23 protein-coding genes are annotated in these 18,483 nt (G+C 65.0%); 14 read left to right on the plus strand and 9 right to left on the minus strand.

The annotated features are described in order from the left end of the window. Positions 1-10: 10 nt before the first annotated feature. From AC1Q6Z_RS02755 to AC1Q6Z_RS02770, 4 genes are all read left to right on the plus strand, one after another. The gene (locus AC1Q6Z_RS02755; protein WP_256121102.1) at positions 11-1,012 is read left to right on the plus strand and encodes an ABC transporter ATP-binding protein; all 1,002 of its coding nucleotides are present in this window, start codon (positions 11-13) and stop codon (positions 1,010-1,012) included. A gap of 84 nt (positions 1,013-1,096) precedes the next feature. Next, on the plus strand, positions 1,097-2,581 hold the full coding sequence (locus AC1Q6Z_RS02760) for a mannitol dehydrogenase family protein (protein WP_492646643.1): 1,485 nt from the start codon (positions 1,097-1,099) through the stop codon (positions 2,579-2,581). A 77-nt stretch (positions 2,582-2,658) separates the two neighbouring features. Then, positions 2,659-3,351 (plus strand): HAD family hydrolase, encoded by a 693-nt coding sequence (locus AC1Q6Z_RS02765; protein ID WP_492646644.1) that lies wholly within the window; start codon positions 2,659-2,661, stop codon positions 3,349-3,351. Next, positions 3,351-4,928, plus strand: coding sequence for an FGGY-family carbohydrate kinase (locus tag AC1Q6Z_RS02770; RefSeq protein WP_492646645.1), 1,578 nt, complete (start codon positions 3,351-3,353; stop codon positions 4,926-4,928). Before AC1Q6Z_RS02765 ends, AC1Q6Z_RS02770 begins: the two co-directional genes overlap by 1 nt. A 284-nt stretch (positions 4,929-5,212) precedes the next feature. Here AC1Q6Z_RS02770 and AC1Q6Z_RS02775 read toward each other — a convergent pair whose 3' ends face one another. Beyond that, complete coding sequence (locus AC1Q6Z_RS02775; protein WP_439624238.1) at positions 5,213-6,007, minus strand: response regulator; 795 nt, start codon at positions 6,005-6,007, stop codon at positions 5,213-5,215. A gap of 164 nt (positions 6,008-6,171) precedes the next feature. Between AC1Q6Z_RS02775 and AC1Q6Z_RS02780 the strand changes: the two genes are divergently transcribed. The 3 genes from AC1Q6Z_RS02780 to AC1Q6Z_RS02790 all read left to right on the plus strand — a co-directional run bounded on the left by AC1Q6Z_RS02780 (position 6,172) and on the right by AC1Q6Z_RS02790 (position 8,542). Beyond that, positions 6,172-6,351 carry a NepR family anti-sigma factor gene (locus AC1Q6Z_RS02780; RefSeq protein ID WP_256121107.1) on the plus strand — a complete coding sequence of 60 codons (180 nt, stop codon included), beginning with the start codon at positions 6,172-6,174 and terminating at the stop codon, positions 6,349-6,351. A 7-nt stretch (positions 6,352-6,358) separates the two neighbouring features. Further along, positions 6,359-6,913 carry an RNA polymerase sigma factor gene (locus AC1Q6Z_RS02785; protein ID WP_256121108.1) on the plus strand — a complete coding sequence of 185 codons (555 nt, stop codon included), beginning with the start codon at positions 6,359-6,361 and terminating at the stop codon, positions 6,911-6,913. Between the two features lie 123 nt (positions 6,914-7,036). After that, positions 7,037-8,542: a sensor histidine kinase gene (locus tag AC1Q6Z_RS02790; protein WP_492646646.1), complete on the plus strand. Its 1,506-nt coding sequence runs from the start codon at positions 7,037-7,039 to the stop codon at positions 8,540-8,542. Between the two features lie 20 nt (positions 8,543-8,562). Here the strand turns inward: AC1Q6Z_RS02790 and AC1Q6Z_RS02795 are convergent, their stop codons facing one another. From AC1Q6Z_RS02795 to AC1Q6Z_RS02820, 6 genes are all read right to left on the minus strand, one after another. Continuing rightward, positions 8,563-8,991, minus strand: a complete 429-nt coding sequence (locus tag AC1Q6Z_RS02795; RefSeq protein ID WP_492646647.1) for a hypothetical protein — start codon at positions 8,989-8,991, stop codon at positions 8,563-8,565. A 65-nt stretch (positions 8,992-9,056) separates the two neighbouring features. Beyond that, complete coding sequence (locus AC1Q6Z_RS02800) at positions 9,057-9,458, minus strand: glycine zipper domain-containing protein (RefSeq protein ID WP_492646648.1); 402 nt, start codon at positions 9,456-9,458, stop codon at positions 9,057-9,059. A 128-nt stretch (positions 9,459-9,586) separates the two neighbouring features. After that, positions 9,587-10,375, minus strand: coding sequence for a heme ABC transporter ATP-binding protein (locus tag AC1Q6Z_RS02805; RefSeq protein WP_492646649.1), 789 nt, complete (start codon positions 10,373-10,375; stop codon positions 9,587-9,589). Between the two features lie 4 nt (positions 10,376-10,379). After that, positions 10,380-11,486 (minus strand): FecCD family ABC transporter permease, encoded by a 1,107-nt coding sequence (locus tag AC1Q6Z_RS02810; protein ID WP_492646650.1) that lies wholly within the window; start codon positions 11,484-11,486, stop codon positions 10,380-10,382. Further along, entirely contained in the window at positions 11,473-12,414 is a 942-nt protein-coding gene (locus AC1Q6Z_RS02815) for a heme/hemin ABC transporter substrate-binding protein (RefSeq protein ID WP_492646651.1), read from the minus strand. The genes AC1Q6Z_RS02810 and AC1Q6Z_RS02815 overlap by 14 nt, the downstream gene beginning before the upstream one ends. 123 nt (positions 12,415-12,537) lie before the next feature. Then, positions 12,538-13,584 carry a hemin-degrading factor gene (locus AC1Q6Z_RS02820; protein ID WP_492646652.1) on the minus strand — a complete coding sequence of 349 codons (1,047 nt, stop codon included), beginning with the start codon at positions 13,582-13,584 and terminating at the stop codon, positions 12,538-12,540. 236 nt (positions 13,585-13,820) lie between these two features. Here AC1Q6Z_RS02820 and AC1Q6Z_RS02825 point away from each other — a divergent pair, with 236 nt between their 5' ends. From AC1Q6Z_RS02825 to AC1Q6Z_RS02850, 6 genes are all read left to right on the plus strand, one after another. Continuing rightward, entirely contained in the window at positions 13,821-14,246 is a 426-nt protein-coding gene (locus AC1Q6Z_RS02825) for a hypothetical protein (protein WP_435266103.1), read from the plus strand. 60 nt (positions 14,247-14,306) lie between these two features. Further along, the gene (locus AC1Q6Z_RS02830; RefSeq protein WP_256121117.1) at positions 14,307-15,203 is read left to right on the plus strand and encodes an energy transducer TonB family protein; all 897 of its coding nucleotides are present in this window, start codon (positions 14,307-14,309) and stop codon (positions 15,201-15,203) included. 400 nt (positions 15,204-15,603) lie between these two features. Continuing rightward, complete coding sequence (locus tag AC1Q6Z_RS02835; protein ID WP_256121128.1) at positions 15,604-16,002, plus strand: DUF2325 domain-containing protein; 399 nt, start codon at positions 15,604-15,606, stop codon at positions 16,000-16,002. Then, positions 15,999-16,268 (plus strand): hypothetical protein, encoded by a 270-nt coding sequence (locus tag AC1Q6Z_RS02840; RefSeq protein ID WP_435266102.1) that lies wholly within the window; start codon positions 15,999-16,001, stop codon positions 16,266-16,268. Before AC1Q6Z_RS02835 ends, AC1Q6Z_RS02840 begins: the two co-directional genes overlap by 4 nt. Positions 16,269-16,283: 15 nt before the next feature. Beyond that, positions 16,284-16,598, plus strand: a complete 315-nt coding sequence (hmuQ, locus tag AC1Q6Z_RS02845; RefSeq protein WP_439624258.1) for a heme-degrading protein HmuQ — start codon at positions 16,284-16,286, stop codon at positions 16,596-16,598. Further along, positions 16,595-16,969 carry a bleomycin resistance protein gene (locus AC1Q6Z_RS02850; RefSeq protein ID WP_492646653.1) on the plus strand — a complete coding sequence of 125 codons (375 nt, stop codon included), beginning with the start codon at positions 16,595-16,597 and terminating at the stop codon, positions 16,967-16,969. The genes hmuQ and AC1Q6Z_RS02850 overlap by 4 nt, the downstream gene beginning before the upstream one ends. Here AC1Q6Z_RS02850 and AC1Q6Z_RS02855 read toward each other — a convergent pair whose 3' ends face one another. Together AC1Q6Z_RS02855 and AC1Q6Z_RS02860 are read right to left on the minus strand one after the other, a co-directional pair. Further along, complete coding sequence (locus AC1Q6Z_RS02855; protein WP_435266099.1) at positions 16,970-17,335, minus strand: DUF423 domain-containing protein; 366 nt, start codon at positions 17,333-17,335, stop codon at positions 16,970-16,972. An 8-nt stretch (positions 17,336-17,343) separates the two neighbouring features. After that, on the minus strand, positions 17,344-17,760 hold the full coding sequence (locus tag AC1Q6Z_RS02860) for a group II truncated hemoglobin (RefSeq protein WP_492646654.1): 417 nt from the start codon (positions 17,758-17,760) through the stop codon (positions 17,344-17,346). 127 nt (positions 17,761-17,887) lie between these two features. On the opposite strand from AC1Q6Z_RS02860, the gene AC1Q6Z_RS02865 reads away from it, so the two are divergent. Next, positions 17,888-18,448 (plus strand): TetR/AcrR family transcriptional regulator, encoded by a 561-nt coding sequence (locus AC1Q6Z_RS02865; RefSeq protein WP_435266097.1) that lies wholly within the window; start codon positions 17,888-17,890, stop codon positions 18,446-18,448. The last annotated feature ends 35 nt before the right edge of the window (positions 18,449-18,483 follow it).

An 18,483-nucleotide genomic window follows, 5' to 3' on the forward strand; every position in this document is an offset into this window, starting at 1 on the left:
AGGAGCCATCATGGGCAAGATCATTCTGAAGAAAGTCAACAAGAGCTTCGGCGCGACGCAGGTCATTCCGGGCATCGACCTCACCATCGAGGACGGCGAGTTCGTGGTCTTCGTCGGCCCGTCCGGCTGCGGCAAGTCCACGCTGCTGCGCCTCATCGCTGGGCTTGAAGACACCACCAGCGGCTCGATCGAGATCGACGGGCGCGACGTCACCGGCGAGGCGCCCGCACGGCGCGGGCTTGCCATGGTGTTCCAGTCCTACGCGCTCTATCCGCATATGAGCGTGCGCAACAACATCGCCTTCCCGCTGAAGATGGCGAAGATGGACCAGGCAGCGATCGACAAGAAGGTGACGGACGCCGCACGCGTCCTGAACCTCACCAACTACCTCGACCGTCGTCCGGGTCAACTTTCCGGCGGTCAGCGCCAGCGCGTGGCCATCGGCCGGGCGATCGTGCGCGAACCGTCGGCCTTTCTTTTCGACGAACCGCTGTCGAACCTCGATGCGGCACTGCGCGGCACGATGCGGCTTGAGATCAGCGAGCTGCACCACCAGCTGAAGACCACGATGATCTACGTCACCCACGACCAGGTGGAAGCCATGACCATGGCCGACAAGATCGTGGTGCTCAACGCCGGCAATATCGAGCAGGTCGGCTCGCCGCTCGACCTCTACAACAAGCCCGACAACCTCTTCGTCGCCGGCTTCATCGGTTCGCCGCGCATGAACTTTGTCAAGGGCGAGGCGGCCAAGCCGTGGAACGCCCCCACCGTCGGCATCCGCCCGGAACACCTGAAGCTCTCCAAGGAGAGCGGCACCTGGAAGGGTCTCGTCGGCGTCGCCGAACATCTCGGTTCCGACACCTTCCTGCACGTCAATGCCGAGGGCATCGGCATGATGACGGTGCGCGCCGGCGGCGACTTCCCCGTCACCCATGGCGACACCGTCTACCTGACGCCGGAAGAGGGCCGCATCCATCGTTTCGACGACAAGGGCCTGGCCATCCGCTGAGGCACACCAGAACGAGCCGGGGCCGCACGCGCATCGCGAGGCCCCGGCACGAAGCAGAGACCGGACAACCGGAAGGAATGGACCATGACCACGAAACTGTCGCTCGCCACCCTGACGGATGTCGCAAAGACCGCGGGCGTGCCGGCCTACGGGCGCGAAGACCTCAAGGCGGGCATCGTGCACTTCGGCGTCGGCAACTTCCACCGGGCGCACCAGGCGGTCTATCTCGACGACCTGTTCAACCTCGGCCTCGACCATGACTGGGCGATCATCGGCGCCGGTGTCCTGCCGTCCGACGCGGCGATGCGGGCAAAGCTCGAAGGCCAGGACTTCCTGACGACCGTCGTCGAGCAGGACAACAACCGCTCCGGTGCCCGCGTCACCGGCGCGATGACCGGCTACCTCGCCCCCGGCAATGCGGCGGCGACCATTGCCCAGCTCACCGATCCTGCGATCCGCATCGTGTCGCTCACCATCACCGAAGGCGGCTATTTCATCAATCCGGCCTCCGGCCATTTCGACCCGAGCCATCCGGCCATCGCCGCCGATGCCGCAAATCCGGCCGATCCGAAGACTGTCTTCGGCCTCATCCTCGCCGGCCTCAAGGCCCGTCGCGACAAGGACATCCCCCCCTATACCGTGATGTCCTGCGACAACATTCCCGGCAATGGCGAGGTGACGCATGCCGCCGTCTCCGGCCTTGCGCGCCTTTCCGATCCTGATCTGGCCGACTGGATCGACGGCAATGTCGCCTTCCCGAACGGCATGGTCGACCGCATTACGCCGGCGACGGGTGCACGCGAAATCTCCATTGTCGCCGACGACTACGAAATCGACGACCAATGGCCGGTGTTCTGCGAAGAGTTCAAGCAATGGGTGCTGGAGGACAATTTCCCGGAAGGCCGCCCGGAGCTGGAAAAGGTCGGCGTGCAGTTCGTGCCCGACGTCGCGCCCTACGAGCACATGAAGATCCGCATCCTCAACGGCGGCCATGCGGCGATCGCCTATCCCGCCGCCCTGCTCGACATCCACTTCGTGCACGAGGCGATGGAGGATGCGGATATCCGCGCCTTCCTCGCCAAGCTGGAGCGCGAGGAAATCATCCCCGTCATCCCGCCGGTGCCCGACACCGACCTCAACGACTATTTCGCGCTGATCGAACGCCGCTTCTCGAACCCGAAGATCGCCGACACGATCCCGCGCCTCGCGCAGGACGGCTCCAACCGCCAGCCGAAGTTTATCCTGCCGTCCACCGCCGACCGCCTTGCCCGCGGCGAGGACGTTACCGGCCTTGCGCTGGTCTCCGCGCTCTGGTGCCATTATCTCGCCGGCACCACGGACAGCGGCAAGCCGATCCCCCTCAACGATCCCAATGCCGACCGCATCCAGGCCGCCGCAAGTGCCGCGAAGGACAACCCCCAGGCCTTCCTCGCGCTTGACGACATTTTCGGCGCCGTCGCGCAGTCGGACCTGTTCCAGAAGCGCTTCGCCAACGCCCTGACATCTCTCCAGCGCGACGGCACGCGCAAAACCTTGAAGCGCTATCTCGGAAATTCGCTCTCCAACTGAGAAAACCCCACAAAAGACGGGGCTTTCCATCGGCGGGGGCAGACGTTACCACGGGGGCCAGAAACGGAACGAAAACCATGGCCGCCACCAAGACAGAACTGGTCATCTTCGATTGCGACGGCGTGCTCGTCGACAGCGAGCCGATATCGCTTACGGTGCTGGTCGAGGCATTGGCGGCGGCCGGCGTTGCGATGAGCGAGGAGGAGGCGCACGACCGCTTCCTCGGCCGCAGCCTCAAGAGCATGTCGGAAATCCTGCATGACGAATACGGCCTGGCGATCGACGCGGCCTTTCTCGAAGCCATGCGCAAGGTGCTTTACGATCGGTTTCGCGCCGAACTCCAGCCGATCGAGGGCATTGCCGAGACGGTGGACGGGCTCGGCATCGCCCATTGCGTCGCCTCGTCGAGCCAGCCGGAACGCATCCGCCTGTCGCTCACCGTCACCGGCCTGATCGACCGTTTCGAGCCGAACATTTTCAGTGCCAGCATGGTGGCGCGCGGCAAGCCGGCGCCCGACCTTTTTCTCCATGCGAGCGCCGCGATGGGTGTCGCGCCCGGACACTGCGTCGTGGTGGAAGACAGCCCGGCCGGCATTTCGGCGGCGAAATCCGCTGGCATGCGCGTCGTCGCCTTCACCGGCGGCTCCCATGCCCGCACGCCGCGCCATCGCGATACGCTTCTCAGCCTGAACCCCGACGCCCTGTTTGACGACATGCGGGAATTGTTACAGTTTGTCCGCACGGAAGAGGCCGACGGGAAAGAGCATTGATGCGCGATTTGATCGTTGCGGTGGACATCGGCACCGGCAGTGCCCGCGCCGGCGTGTTCGACCGAAGCGGCACGCTCCTGGGGCGGTCCGAACACCCGATCGCCATGCGCCGGCCCAGCCCCGACCACGCCGAGCACGATTCGGAAAACATCTGGCAGGCGGTCTGCATTTCGCTGAAGGCAGCACTTGCGGTTGCGGGCGTCGCGGCGTCGCGCATCGCAGCACTCGGCATCGACGCGACCTGCTCGCTGGTGGTGCGCGACAGGCAGGGCCAGCCGCTTGCCGTTTCTGGTGGCGAGGAGGCGCGCTGGGACACCATCGTCTGGCTCGACCATCGCGCGCTGAAGGAAGCCGACATCTGCACCGCGACCAAACATCCGGTGCTCGCCCATTCCGGCAGCGTCATGTCGCCGGAAATGGAGATGCCGAAGCTGATGTGGCTGAAGCGCCACCGGCCGGAGCAATGGGCGAAAACCGGCTTCTTCTTCGATCTTGCCGATTTCATCACCTGGCGGGCGACCGGCTCGAATGCGCGGTCGCGCTGCACGATGACGGGCAAATGGAACTACCTCGCCCATGAGGAGAAGCCCTGGAGCGAAAGTTTCCTGCAGGCGATCGGGCTGGAGGACCTGCGCGAGCGCGGCTCGCTGCCCGAAGAGACGCTGGCGGTGGGCGAGGCGATCGGGCGGCTGACGGCAGAGGCGGCACGCGACCTCGGGCTTGACACGGACTGCGTTGTCGCGACCGGCCTGATCGACGCCTATGCCGGCACGTTCGGCGTGCTTGGCCCCTTCGCCAGCCAGCCGGAGAAGCTGGAGCGACAGTTGGCGCTGATCGGCGGCACGTCGAGCTGCATCGTCGCCTTCTCGCGCGAGAAGAAATTCGGCTTCGGCATGTGGGGGCCTTATTACGAGGCGGTGCTGCCGGGCTGGTGGCTGGTCGAGGGCGGGCAATCGGCGACGGGGGCGCTGCTCGATCATATCGTGCGCCTGCACAGCGCCGGCGGCGAGCCTTCGGCGGCAAACCATGCGCGCATCGTCGCCCGCATCCGTGAAATGCAGCAGGAGGAGGGCGAGGCTTTCGCCGACCGGCTGCATGTGCTGCCGGATTTTCACGGCAACCGCTCGCCGCTCGCCGATCCGCATGCGCTGGGCGTTATCAGCGGGCTGGCGCTCGATGCCTCCTTCGACGGGCTCTGCCGGCTCTACTGGCGCACGTGCGTCGCCATCGCGCTCGGCATCCGGCACATTCTCGACAAGCTCGGTGCCTGCGGCTACGTGCTCGATACGCTGCATGTCACCGGCGGCCATGTGCGCAATCCCCTGCTGATGGAGCTTTACCGCGACGTCACCGGCTGCCGCGTCGTCGTGGCGGATACCAACGATGCCGTGCTGCTCGGAACGGCGATGGTCGCGGCGGTGGCGGGCGGGCTTTATGCCGATCTTCCGGCGGCGGGTGCCGGCATGTATCCGGGCGGCAGCGAATATAGGGCGGATGTGAAGGGTCGCTACGACCGGGATTACCGCCGTTTCCTCGCGCTTTACCGGCACCGGGCAGAGCTCGAAACGATCGAATAAAAAGATCAAAAAAATTTGCAGCCCGGCGGAACCAAATCCGTTGTCGCGTGTTTTTGTGTCGTCACCGGTCTGCGCATATCCCCCAAATGCGAGGCCCTCGACTGGTGATCGACCACGATACCGTGTCCCCCTCCGGTCCGTGGATACTCAAGCAGCCAGTGCCTCCCAGGCGCTGGCTGTTTTCTTTTGTGCGGGTGACGAACACTAGAAAAAGCGAAGGCGGCGGTGGGCGTGCCTCCCACCGCCGCCGGCCGCGCCGCCGCTGCGGCCATCCGGGAGCTAGATCAAGCCGCGGCGCGCGCTTGCGGGGTAAAGAGAAGGGCCTGGTTGATCAGGACCTTCACCTGCTCCGGATTGAACGGTTTCGAGACGAGGAAGGCCGGTTCCGGCCGCTCGCCGGTCAGGAGCCGTTCGGGATAGGCGGTGATGAAGATGACGGGAATGTCGGTCCGCGACAGGATGGTGTTGACCGCGTCGATGCCGGAACTGCCATCGGCCAACCGCACGTCGGCAAGGACCAGGCCGGGGCGGCTGTCGCTCCACAGCGTCTCGGCTTCGGCCTGCGTGCGGGCGATGCCGGTGACGCGATGGCCCATGCCATTGACCATGTGGGCGAGGTCGAGTGCGATCAGCGGCTCGTCCTCGATGATCATGATGCCGGTCTGTGCCTGGGCGGCGATTTCCGCGAAGGCGGCGTCGAGCAGGGCGCGGATGGCGGTCGTTTCCGCTTCGAGGATTTCCGCGGTCCGTTCCACCGAGAAGCCTTCGACGGTCGCGAGCAGCAGCGCCTGGCGGCCGAGCGGCGGAACGCCGGAGAGGTCGAAGGGCGCTTCCCGGCCGGGCGCGATGGCGCCGGCGCGGCGGCTCATCGAAACGGGGAGGGAAGAAATGATGCGGCTCAGGAGCCCGAAGAGCTTCGCCTTGTCGTCCTCGCCCTCCGGCATGACGGAAGGATCGATGAGGATCGTTTCGAGCGTGGCGGCCACATAGGCGTCGCCGGAGGATTGGGTGCCCGTGAGGGCGCGTGCGTAACGGCGCAGCGCCGGCAGGTGCGGTCCGATGCGGTCGGAAATCGGCATGATTGGTCCCCTGTTCTTAAATTGCTGCAATTGCAGTTGACGGTTTGAACGCGGGAACCAAATTTAAGTTCCAAAGCATGGAACCTTTTTTGCTGCGGGGCATTTCCAAGCCGAATTCGTCACTAGGGCGCGATGAACAATGAAAGTGGCCAAGAGTGAATAGCGTGGAACATAAAACGAATGCCGCCAAGCCTCGAAAGAGGCCGGATGATCCCAATGCACAGATCGCGACAAAACTTCGTGCATTCTACCATTCGGTACAGGACGAGACGCTTCCCCAACGGTTCTTGGATCTTCTCGAAAAGCTGGATGCTGTCGAAAACAGCGTTCAACGGGCCGAGTGAGGACGAGATGGAACAGCGACAGACGACTTTCAAGCGTGAACTCCTCGCAGTTCTTCCCAGCCTGCGCGCCTTCGCCATTTCGCTGATCGGCCGCCACGACCAGGCGGACGACCTCGTGCAGGACACGATCATGAAGGCCTGGGCCAAGCAGGAACAGTTCGAGATGGGCACGAACATGAAGGCCTGGCTCTTCACGATCCTGCGCAACGAACTCTACAGCAAGCTGCGCAAGCGCGGCCGCGAAGTGCAGGACAGCGACGGCATCTTCACCGAGAACCTCGCGCAGCATCCCTCGCAATATGGTTCGCTCGACATGCAGGATTTCAAGAAGGCGCTCGAAAAGCTGCCGGACGAGCAGCGCGAGGCGATCATCCTCGTCGGCGCTTCCGGCTTCTCCTACGAGGAGGCGGCCGAAATCTGCGGCTGCGCGCTCGGCACAATCAAGAGCCGCGTGAACCGGGCCCGCCAGCGCTTGCAGGAGCTTTTGCAAGTCAGCGGCGAGGGTGACTACGGGCCGGATGCCATTTCGGCGCCGATCACGTCGCGCGCCTTCGCATCGTAATTCTACCAAACGCCGCCTGTCATGATGACGGGCGGCGGAAAGATTGAGGGGATTGGGACGAATCTGCGTCTGCCGGCATGACTGGCTGGTGAAATGGGACGTGGAATCGCTTACCGAAAGTGTATGAAGGATAACGTTCAGCCACTACCGTCCGATTTTGAAGCGGTTCTGGGCGCGCCAGACCGTTTGGCGGCGCTTGAGGCTGTGATGCCGGTCTTTCTCGGCCCCGATCCCGATTTCGACGACATCGCTGGACTTGCCGCGGGGCTGTTTTCCGCGCCGATCGCCCTCGTCACCATTCTCGGCCGTACGGACCAGTGGTTCCTGGCGCGCGAGGGCACGCGGGAGATCCGAGCGCCCTCGGCGGATTCTTTCTGTGTGCGATTGATCACCGAAAATTTCGACGAACCGCTGGTCGTCGCCGATGCCACCAAGGACCCGCGTTTTGCCGGCCTGTCGAGCGTGACCGGCGAGCCGCATCTGCGTTTTTATGCCGGCGTGCCGATCGTCGTCAGCGGGCAGCCGATCGGTACGGTCTGCGTCTTCGACGTGAAGCCGCATCCGCGCGTCTCCCCCGATCTCCTGCCGCGCCTGAAGCAACTGGCGTCACTCGCCACCTCGCTGCTCGGGCTAAAGGAGGAGGCGCGGCGGCGTGCGCTGGCGGCCGAAGTTCTCTCGCGCGACGAAAAGCGCCATGCGCTGGCGCTCGATGCGGCCAATGTCGCAAGCTGGCTGTGGGATATCTCGACGGGCATCGTCTCCGGCAACGAGACCTTCTACCGCATGCTCGGCGTTAAGCCGGCACAGCCGATGAGCGCGCGCAAATTCTTCACCGCAGTGCATCCGGCGGACCGCAAGGTCACCATCGGCCGCCTGCGCAATGCGCTCGCCTCCGGCAAGGAATATGACGGCCTGTTCCGGGCCGCGAAATCCGGGCGCTGGTTGCTCGGGCGCGGCCGCGTGCATGAATGGGACGCGGATGGCAAGCCGACGGTGTTTCTCGGCATCAATGTCGACGTGACCGACGGGCAGCTCGCCTCCGAGCGCACGCGCCTCCTGCTGCGCGAGCTCAACCACCGGGTCAAGAACACGCTCGCCATGCTGCAATCGCTGGCGCGCCAGACGCTGCGGCAGACGAGCGACCCGGTCGAGTTCATGGATGCCTTTGCCGGCCGGCTGCAATCGCTCTCCGAGGCGCACGGCCTGCTCAGCGACCACGAGTGGGGTGTCATCCATCTGAAAATGCTGCTGCAGAAGCAGATCATGCCCTATGCGATGGATTATGAAAGCCAGGTGGAGATCCACAAGGACGAGGTGGAGCTCGGGCCGGACCAGGCTGTCGGGCTTGGCCTCGTGCTGCATGAGCTTGCTACCAATGCCCGCAAATATGGCGGCCTGTCGCTACGCAGCGGAAAGGTGGTGATCACCGCGCGTGTCCTGAACGAGGACGGCCAGCGCGTGCTCAACATGACGTGGCACGAGGTCGGCGGGCCGCCGGTCAAGCCGGAAGGCCGCCGCGGCTTCGGCTCGGTGCTGATCGAGCGCAGCCTCGATAAGATCCTCGGCAGCAGCGTGCATGTCGAGTATCTGCCGAAGGGCGTCACGGCCGTCATCCGCATGCCGCTCTAAGCTCTAAGAAGTCAGGAAAATCAGTCGTCGCGGCGGGATTTGGGCGCGAGCAGGAAGCCAAGCGCGAGGGCCACGGCCGTTGCTGCGAAGGGTTTTCGCACGGCGACGGTGGCGGCGGCAGCCATCAGGTCCCGGCGCGCCGCCAGTTGATCGCGGCGGATGCGGCGCAGTTCACGCTCGCGCTTGTTGCGCATGGCGACAACCGCAAGCACGATCAGCGCAAGCACCAGGAAGCCGCCGGCAAGGCCGAAAAGGGCCGGCACGGTGCCGTAGTGCTGCGCAAGCAGCACGGCGGTCGCGACCACGCCGAGCACATAGGCGGTGATCAGCAGGAGGCCGATAATCAGGCCGGCGATCGCATTGCGCTTGGCAATGTCCATCGTCTCGTCCACCCGGTCCGTGACGCGGGTAACGAGGTTCTGCATGAGAATGGCCCCCAGTGACAGCATGCTATGGCGCTCCGGAAATCAGGAAGGGACGCCGGATGGCGTCCCTGAAACGTGCGAGGATGGAATCAGCGACGCAGAAGTGCGGCGAGCAGGAAGCCCGCGGCAGCCGCGACGCCGAGCGTGGCGAGCGGATGCTCCTTCACGGCCTTGCGGGCGCGGCGGCCGGAATCCTGGTAGCGCGTCTGGAACTCTGCCAGAATGTCCTCGCCGGCGGCGATCATGTCGCGGATGTCGCCCTGTGCGCGGTCCTTCAGGTCATGCGCGGCGTCGCTCGCCTGCGCCTTGACCGCGCGAGCCTTCTTGCGAATGCCGCTTGCGCCGTCCGATGCGTCGCTGGCGAGCAGCTTGGCGAGAGACGCGATCTCGTCGCGCAGTTCCGCGATCTGCTCCTCGACGGCCTGTGCGTCGTCGTGATGAAGGCCGTTGCGCAGGCTCTTGCTGCGCGATGAAAACAATCCGGTGGCCATGCCGTTTCTCCTTTTGCGGTCGCCCGCGCGGTGCGCGGGCCGAACAGCGCTCCACCCCCTTGGCGGAACGGTCTTTCCGGGGCAGGAAACGTGGGGCGGGGCAAAAAGTTCCGTAAGGCGCTGGAGAATCAGGCCGAAGCGGTGTGCGGCAGCACGAAGGGCACGCCGGTGGCGGGCACGCCGTTGATGCGCATGCGGCAACCGAACACGGCTTCCATCGCATCGTCGGTCATGACGTCGGCGGGCCGGCCGGCGCGCTCGATGCGGCCGGCGCGCATCATCACCATGTGGTCGGCGAACATGGCGGTGAGGTTGAGGTCGTGCATGACCGCGATCACCCCGCCGCCGCCCTCGCAGTAACGCCGCGCAAGCTGCATGATGGTCAGCTGGTGGCGGATGTCGAGTGCGGAGACGGGCTCGTCGAGCATCAGGAAGCAGGGTTCGCCGTCGAGCACCGGTTCCCAGATCTGCGAGAGCACGCGGGCGAGCTGCACGCGCTGCTGCTCGCCGCCCGAAAGCTCCTGGTAGAAGCGACCGGCGAAACCGGAAAGATCGACGGCGGCGAGCGCCTCCGTGGTAATGGCGTCGATGCGCTCCGCATGGCGGTTCGGGCCGACGGTAAGGCCGAGGCGGACGATCTCGCGCACCGTGAAGGGGAAGGCGATGGTGGCGGCCTGCGGTAGCACGGCGCGCTTCACGGCGAGCTGCCAGGGTTCGAGTGCCCCCAGCGCATGGCCGTTGATGGTGATCTCGCCCTTGCTCGGCAGTTCGCCGGCAATCGCCTTCATCGTCGTCGTCTTGCCGGAGCCGTTCGGGCCAACGATGGCGGTAAGCTGCCCGGCCTTAGCTTCGAGCGCCACGCCATGCACGATGGTCTTGCCGGACAGGCTGACCGTGAGGTTCTTTGCGGTGATCATTGTCCTACCAGCCGTTGCGCGTGCGGTCGCGCAGCAGCACCCAGAGGAAGAAGGGCGCGCCGGCCAGCGCCGTGATGATGCCGATCGGCAATTCGGCGGGGGCGACGATGGTGCGCGCCAGCATGTCGGCGCCGAGCATCAGCACGCCGCCGAACAGCGCTGAGGCCGGCAGCAGGTAGCGGTGGTCCGGGCCGATGACGATGCGCAGCAGATGCGGCACGACGATGCCGACGAAGCCGATGCCGCCGCTAACGGCGACCGAGGCGCCGACCGCGCCGGCAACGGCGACGACCGCGATATATTTCAGCCGCTGCACCTTCACACCCATGTGGAAGGCGGCGGCCTCGCCGAGCGTGATGGCATTGAGGCCGCGCGACAGGAAGGGCACGACGAGAAGGGCCACCAGCATGATGGGGCCTGCGGCAAAGAGTTTTGCCCAGGTCATGCCGGAGAGCGAGCCGAGGCTCCAGAAGGTAATATCGCGCAGCTGCTTGTCGTCGGCCATGTAGATGAGGATGCCGGTGATGGCGGCGGCAAGTGCGGAAATCGCGATGCCGGCCAGCAGCATGGTGGCGACGGAGGTCTGGCCGCCGCGCGTTGCGATGCGATAGAGCAGCAGCGTCGTGAGCAGGCCGCCGGCAAACGCGGCAAGCGGCAGGGCGAAAGCGCCGAGCGCGATCATCACCCCGGCCGGCAGGCTGGCGCCGAGCACGATCATCAGCACCGCGCCGAGTGCCGAGCCGGACGAGATGCCGACGAGGGCGGGATCGGCGAGAGGATTGCGGAACAGGCCCTGCATGACCGCGCCGGACATCGCGAGTGCGGCGCCGATCAGGAAGCCGAGCAGCGCGCGGGGCATGCGGATGTCGAAGACGATGATGCGGTCGCGCATGCTGAGCGCCGTGTCTTCCGCGCCGCTGAACAGCGCGCCGATGACGTTGATCGCGGAGGCATCCGAGGCGCCGGTCGTGATCGACAAGGCGAGCGCGACAATCGAGACGAGGACGAGGGCCGCGAGCGTCAGTCGCGCGATCGCCGTCCGGTCGCCGGCATGCCGGGACTGGACGGAGCGCGTCAGCACGGAGCCGCGCACGACATCATTGAGAGACATTGCCGTAGAGTTCTTTGTTGAGGTCGCGGATGGCGGAGGCGGTGCGCGGGCCGAAGCCGAGCAGGTGCAGGCTGTTCATGCGCAGGATCGCCTTGTTGGCGGCGGCCGGCGTCACCGAGATCGCCGGATGCGCGAGGATCTCTTCGTCGCTGCTGCCGGCACCGGGGCGCGTCATGATCATGACGACATCGGGCTTGGCCTTGATGATCGCCTCGTCGGTGAGCGGCTTGTAGCCCTCGAAGGCGCCTTCGGTCGCGTTGATCGCACCAGCAAGCCCGATGATGCCGTCGGCCGCCGTGTGGCCGCCCGCGGCCATGACCTTGCCGTTCTGGAAGGAGAGGATGAAGAGCACGCGCTTGCGCTCGTTTTCCGGCAGCTTGGCGGCGTCGGCAATCGCCGCGTCGAGATCGGCCGCGACCGTGGCTTCCAGTTCCTTGGCCTTGTCGGCGACGCCGAGGAATTTGCCGACGACGTCGATCTTCTTCAGGATCGCCGCGCGGTCATAGCCTTCCGGCACGGTCTCGAAGGGAATGCCGGCGCTCTTCAGCACGGCCAGCGCATCCGGCGGGCCGCTGCCTTCGACGGCGAGGATGGCGGTCGGGTTGACGGCGATGACACCCTCCGGCGAGAGCTGGCGCATATAGCCGACATCCGGCAGCTTCAGCGCGTCTTCCGGGAAGGTGCTGGTGGAATCACGGGCGACGAGACGGCCGCCTTCGCCGAGCGCATAGACGATTTCCGTCACCGCGCCGCCGATCGCCACCAGTTTCGAGCTGTCGACCTGCTGCATTTCCTGCGCAACGGCCTTGCGGATGAAGCCGTTCGAGCCGGTGCCCGCCAGCGGCAGCAGAAGGGGGGCGGACAGGGCAAACACGGTGAGGGCCACTTCCCATGGGCGGGCGCGGCGGAAATCGAAGCTCTTGCTCATGGTCGGTTCCTTAACGGGTCGCAAGAGTGTTTTCACGAAACGCGAAAACACTCTGTCTCTTTGTTTTGACGCAATTCTCGGCAAGCAAAACCGCTTCACACTTTTGCTGGAATTGCTTGTTCCTCAGGCGGCGACGCTGTCGGGGCGCGGCAGGCCGTCGAGGATCTCGCGCCAGTCGGTGCGTTCCACCATGCCTTCCTTGCGCTTGCCGAAGAACTGGATGATCATCTCGCCGCTGGCGTCATAGGCCTCCAGCGAGGTGACATGGCCGTCGACGGTCGGCTTGCGTACCACCCAGCACTCGGCGATGTGGTCCATGCGCAGGTGCATGTGGAAGGTCGGGTCCATGACGTTGAGCCACGGCCCCATCGGCTGGATGTTCTTCACCGGACCGGTGTGAATCTGGATCGTGCCGTTGTTGCCGACGAAGCACATGATGTCGGCATCCCGCTCGGCGGCGGCGCGCATCAGGTCGCCGACGGCATCGGCGCGCACCTCATGGGCGAAATCCTCGCCCACGCTGCGCACGGCATCCTGGCGGCCGATCTTCAGCTTCTTCAGCAGGCTGAAGAACTGGTGGGTATCGGTCATCGCCGCCCAGCCTTCCCGCAGGACTGCGACGTCGACCGGGCCGGTGTCGTCGACCTTCTGGGACACCACCTCGACGAAATCCTGCGACTGGTCTTCCAGGCGGAAGTCGGCGACGATGGCCTCATAGGCTTCGAGATCGGAGGCGGGGCGCAGGTGCACTTTGTGCACGGCGACGCCGGCCTTGTCGAAGAATTGAAGGCTGCGGCGCACCTGGTCGCCATCCGTCTTGGTGACCGCGAAGCCATGCGCCCAGGTGCCCGGGAAGATGCGCAGGTCGATGTTTTCGCCGAGCACGATCGAGGCATGTTTGCCGGTGGTGATCTTCTCGAAGACGCCGATCTTTTCGTGCACCACGCTCTCGTTGCGCGTCAGCGCCATGACCTCGCCAAGCGCTTCCGAGCGCTCGAGGAAACGGTTGGCGTCGCCGTCGATGCGCACCGCCGTCAGGCCGACTTCGGCCGCAACGAGCGCGGCTTCCGAAATGCCGAGCTGGGCGGCGATGTCGCGCTCGCGCATTTTGGGGTTCTCGGCGCGGAAGGCGCGGATTTCGGCGGGGGTCGGTCGGGTCGTGTTGCTCATTGCTCGGCCTTGATCGAATGTCTGCCACGCCGGCCCTTCACGGTAAATTCAGTTGCCGGAACAGGGGTTTGACGGGGATTTTGCGTTTACTATCTTGACTTCATTACTCATATTTATCTATGCACGCAATACCGGCGCCACAATGGGATGTTAATTCTTGTGTGAGGCAGCCGGCAGGAACGACCGCGGCCGGCGCTCTCGGCCGACCTTAAAACCGGTATGAAACAGGCGGGCCAATGACCGTACGCACCATTCTTCTTTCGGCGATGCTTTCTGCTGCCGCCATCACGCATGCCGCAGCGCAGGATGCGCCCAAGGGGCTGGACGTCGAGCTCAACGCGCTCGCAAGCTCGCAGAAGGGCTGCCTCTTCACCTTCGTGGCGGCCAACGGCTTTGCGCAGAACGTCTCGAAGGTCTCCTTCGAATTCGTCATCTTCAACGACAAGGGCACGGTCGAGCGCCTGGCGCTGCTGGATTTCCGCGACCTGCCGGCCGGCAAGTCCAAGGTGCGCCAGTTCGACGTGCCGGGCATCAAGTGCGAGACGGTGAAGAACCTGCTGATCAACGATGCGCCGGTCTGCGAAGGCGAGGGCCTGGAGAAGGGCCGCTGCATGGACGGCATCGTCACGCGCAGCAAGGCGACGGCCAGCCTTGAAGGATGAGTATCGCGTTCGCGGCGCATGAGGCGCTGCGGTGCATGAAACGGAATGACGGGTGATATCATGTCTGGAAGCAAGTGGCTCTGGGTTGGCGGAGGCGTCCTTTCCCTGCTGGCGCACGCCACGGCCGCCGCAATCCTCACCATGGCGCCGGCGCCTGAAGAAGAGCAGGCGCTGATCGCCGGCGGCGTCGTCGCGGAAGTGGCGATGCTCGGCAACGGCGCCTTCGAGGCGGTGGAATCCGGCAATCCCGAAGATACGATCACGCCCGAGACGATCCAGCCCGACATCACCGAGCCGGTGCCGCAGGAAGTGGCGGAAATCCAGCCGACCGAAATCGAGCCCGAAGTGACGGAGATGGTGCAGCCCACCGACCCGATCGTTTCCGAGCCGGTCGAGGAACTGCTCGTGCCATCCGCCGAGGTGGAGATCGCCGCCATCCCGGTTCCGGAGATCAAGCCGGAAATCGTGCCGGAAGAAGCGATCGAGCCCGTTCCGGAAGTGAAGAAGGAAGAGCCGGTCAAGAAGGTCGAGCGCAAGAAGCCCAAGCAGAAGCCGGTCAAGAAGGCCGGCGAGAAGGGCAAGGCCAAGCAGAACGCCACCAAGGGCGAGGTCGACGGCTCGGCGGATGTGAAGACCGCGGCGGTCGGCGGCCAGAAGAAGGGCAATTCGTCCGCGGCCGGCAATGCCGCCGTCAGCAACTATCCGGGCAAGGTGCGCAACAAGATCAACCGCGCCAAGCGCCGCGTCTCCGGCGGCGATCGCGGCAGTGTGGTCGTGAGCTTCACGGTCGGCTCCAGCGGCCAGGCGAGCGGCATCCGCGTGGCGCGCAGCTCCGGCAGCGCGGCCCTCGACAAGGCGGCAGTCGATTCGGTGCAGCGCGCCGCACCCTTTGCCAAGATTCCCGAGGCTGCCGGGCGCTCGTCCTGGGCCTTCAACGTGCCGATCGTCTTCAACTGAGACGCGCATTCCCGCCATGAGCGCGATGGCGGGAATTTTTGCACGAAAATATGACTTTCGTAGTCATGTTTATACTTTACTCTCAAACTCAGGTTTTGTAGGTTGCCCGTGACTGAGGCTTCGCGATGCGGAGTGCCAAAGGGGAACTTGCATGAATTACGTGACTGCAGGCCGCGCGGAAGCGGTCTTGAAATCGATGATCGCCGAGCGCGACCGGCGCATCTCGGACCTGGAACGCCAGGTCGCCACACTCAGGAAGCAGGTCGCGGCCGCGCCGGAAACCACGGTGGCGGACGTGCCCGCCGTTGCCCCGCGCGTCGAAATGCGGGTGCCGCAGGCGCCACGCAGCGTGGAAGTCACCAAGATCAAGCGCCGGACCGGCGAAGCGGAGAGGAAGGCGATGCGCGAGAAGCACAGGCAGCAGCAGCAGGCCCGCGGCCACCAGGACGACGCGGCCCAGAAGGCGGACAGCAAGGCGACGCTCGAAGGGCGCAGCTTCCTCTATGTCGGCGGCCGGGACTGCCAGGTGGCGCACCTGCGCCAGATCGCCAGTTCCTACGGGGCCAACCTCATCCATCACGATGGCGGCCTGCGCGAAGCGGTATCGCGCATCGACAATGTGCTGCCCTCGGTCGACTGCGTCTTCTGCCCCATCGACTGTATCAGCCATGATGCCTGCATCCGCGTGAAGACGGGCTGCAAGAAGTGGGAAAAGGCCTTCGTGCCGCTGCGCAACGGCAGCAAATCCTCCTTCGAGCGTGCCCTGCAGAGCATGAGCCAGGGAGAGACTGCGCAGTGAATGACGAAAGACCCGAAGCCTTCATGATGATCGGCTTGCACAAGCTGGCCGCCCAGAACGGCGACGGCCTTGTGCCGGAACTTTACGCCCTGCTGACGCGTCGTGCGGAGGTGCTCGAAACCGAGAATGTCACGGAATTCCCGGTCCAGAACGCCCGCCCGCCGTCGCGCACGGCGAGCTTCGAGGGCACATCCGCCCTTGAAGCACGCAATGACAATGTCGTAGCCTTCCCCGTGCCGCGCCGCGTGCGGCGGGATTCGCTCTGACATCAAGGTGTTCTCATGTTCTTCGCCATGAACCGTTTCCGGATCGCAATCGGCCACGAAGAGGCCTTTGAGAATATCTGGAAGGGGCGGGATTCCAGCCTGGCGGGCACCCCCGGCTTCCAGTCCTTCCACCTGCTTCGTGGCGATACCAATGCGGAAGAGGGCTTCACCCTCTTCGCCTCCCATTCGATCTGGGCGAGCAAGGACGATTTCATCGCCTGGACGAAATCGGAAAACTTCCGGCAGGCGCACAAGAATGCGGCGGCCGACAAGGGCATCTATCTCGGTCCGCCGAAATTCGAGGGTTTCAGCGTGGTCGAGGGCGCATGAGCGTGCTCGACGATCCCGACCGCGTCGAGGTCCTGCCCGTCCTGCCGTCGCTCGACGTCCAGGAAACCAAGGCCTTCTATACGAAGCAGCTCGGCTTCGAAGAGGTCGTCTACGAGGCGAACAACTACCTCATCCTGCGCCGCGTGGCCGGCATGGAGCTGCATTTCGCGCTCGTCGATGACCGGTCGCTCTGCGAGAACACGACCGTCTACCTTCGCGGTGGCGGCATTGAAGACCTGCACCGCGAATTCACTGCACGCGCGGTGCCCAGCCTGACGCCGATGGCGGTGCGGCCTTGGAACATGGAAGAGTTCTACATCCATGATCCGCACGGCAACCTACTGCGTTTCGGCCGTATTCCGAAGAGCTGATCAGGTTTCCTTGCGCGGCAGGAACGCACCAAGCGCCACCGCCAGCCAGCCCGCCATCATGACCACGCCGCCGGTCGGCGCCGACATCGGGAAGAGCCCGTGGCCGGCCGTATGGCGGAAGACGAGGTCGCCCGCAAAGAGCGCGGTTCCGACGGCGAGCAGCAGGGCGGCAAGCGGGGCGATCCGCATGGTCGGCCACGCGGCATAAAGCGCGATTAGTGCCGGGGCGTGCGCGAGGCACATGGCGGAGGCGCCGGCCATCAGGCGCGGGTCGCTGCCGTGCGACGCGGCAGCCGCGGTGACGACGCCCGTGATACCCATCAGACCGGCGACGAGCAGCGTCGTCGAACGAAGCGAAAACGACATCGGGGTTCCTATTCCTGGTTCTGCATGTGGTGGGCGAGGCGGGTCACCGGCTCGAGGATGATGGTGCGCAAGCCCTCGCTCGGCACGGTCTCCTCCAGCGCGCGCCCGAAGCAGAGCAGCCATTCGTCCCGCTCCGCCGGCCCGATCGATGCTACGAAATGCCGGCGTCGCAGCATGGGGTGGCCGCGCTTGTCCGTATAGAGCGGCGGTCCGCCGAGCCAGCCGGTCAGGTATTCGTAGAACTTCTCTTCGCTTCCGGAGAGATCCGGCGGATGGATCGCGCGACAGCGTGCCGCTTCCGGGAGCGTGTCCATCAACTCGTAGAAACGGTGCGTCAGCGCTCGCACGCCCGCATCGCCGCCGATCGCCTCATAGAGGGTGATCGTCTCGCCCTGCCGTTCCTCGCCGCCGGTCGTATCCGCCATCGCCGCTTTCCCGTTTCTCCGGTCTTAGCGCCCGGCCATCCGGCAGGCAATGGCGGCCTTTTGCCTGCGACGAAGCGCGCGTTTCTGACGGATTGACAAGAAACCGTCCAGACGGTATGTTTTTAGCATGAGCAAGGCACATCACCGCAAGAAGCACCCGGAAGCCGTCCGCCAGCAATTGCTGGAGGTCGCCGCGCGGCTGTCGCTGGAGAAGGGGCCGGGAAGCGTGACGCTCGATGCAGTCTCGCAGGCTGCCGGCGTCAGCAAGGGTGGCCTGCTGCACCATTTCCCGAACAAGCTGTCGCTGCTCGACGGCCTGTTCAGCGACCTGACAGAAAAGCTCGACCGGGTGCTGGCGGAAAAGATGCAGTCCGACCCGGAGCCGAAAGGGCGCTTTACCCGGGCCTATGTCGCGGTGTTCTTCGTGCCGGAAGGCATGGACGACAGCGAGCAATGGAAGGTGCTGACCATCGCGCTGATTTCCGAGCCGCACCTGCGGGAACGCTGGCGACAATGGGTCGAGCGGCATCTCGCGGAAAACATCGGCACGGATTCTTCGCCGGATGCCGTGCTCGTCCGCTATGCCGTGGACGGCCTTTGGCTCGCCGACCTGCTCGGCGCGCCGACACTGGACGCCGAAACGCGCACCGCCATGCTGGGCCGGCTGCTCGCGCTTTCGCGCTCCTGATCCAACACTTCGCGCCCGCAGGCGCCCATTGGCGC

The sequence above is a fragment of the Shinella sp. GW835-FHT14H05 genome, assembly GCF_058793575.1.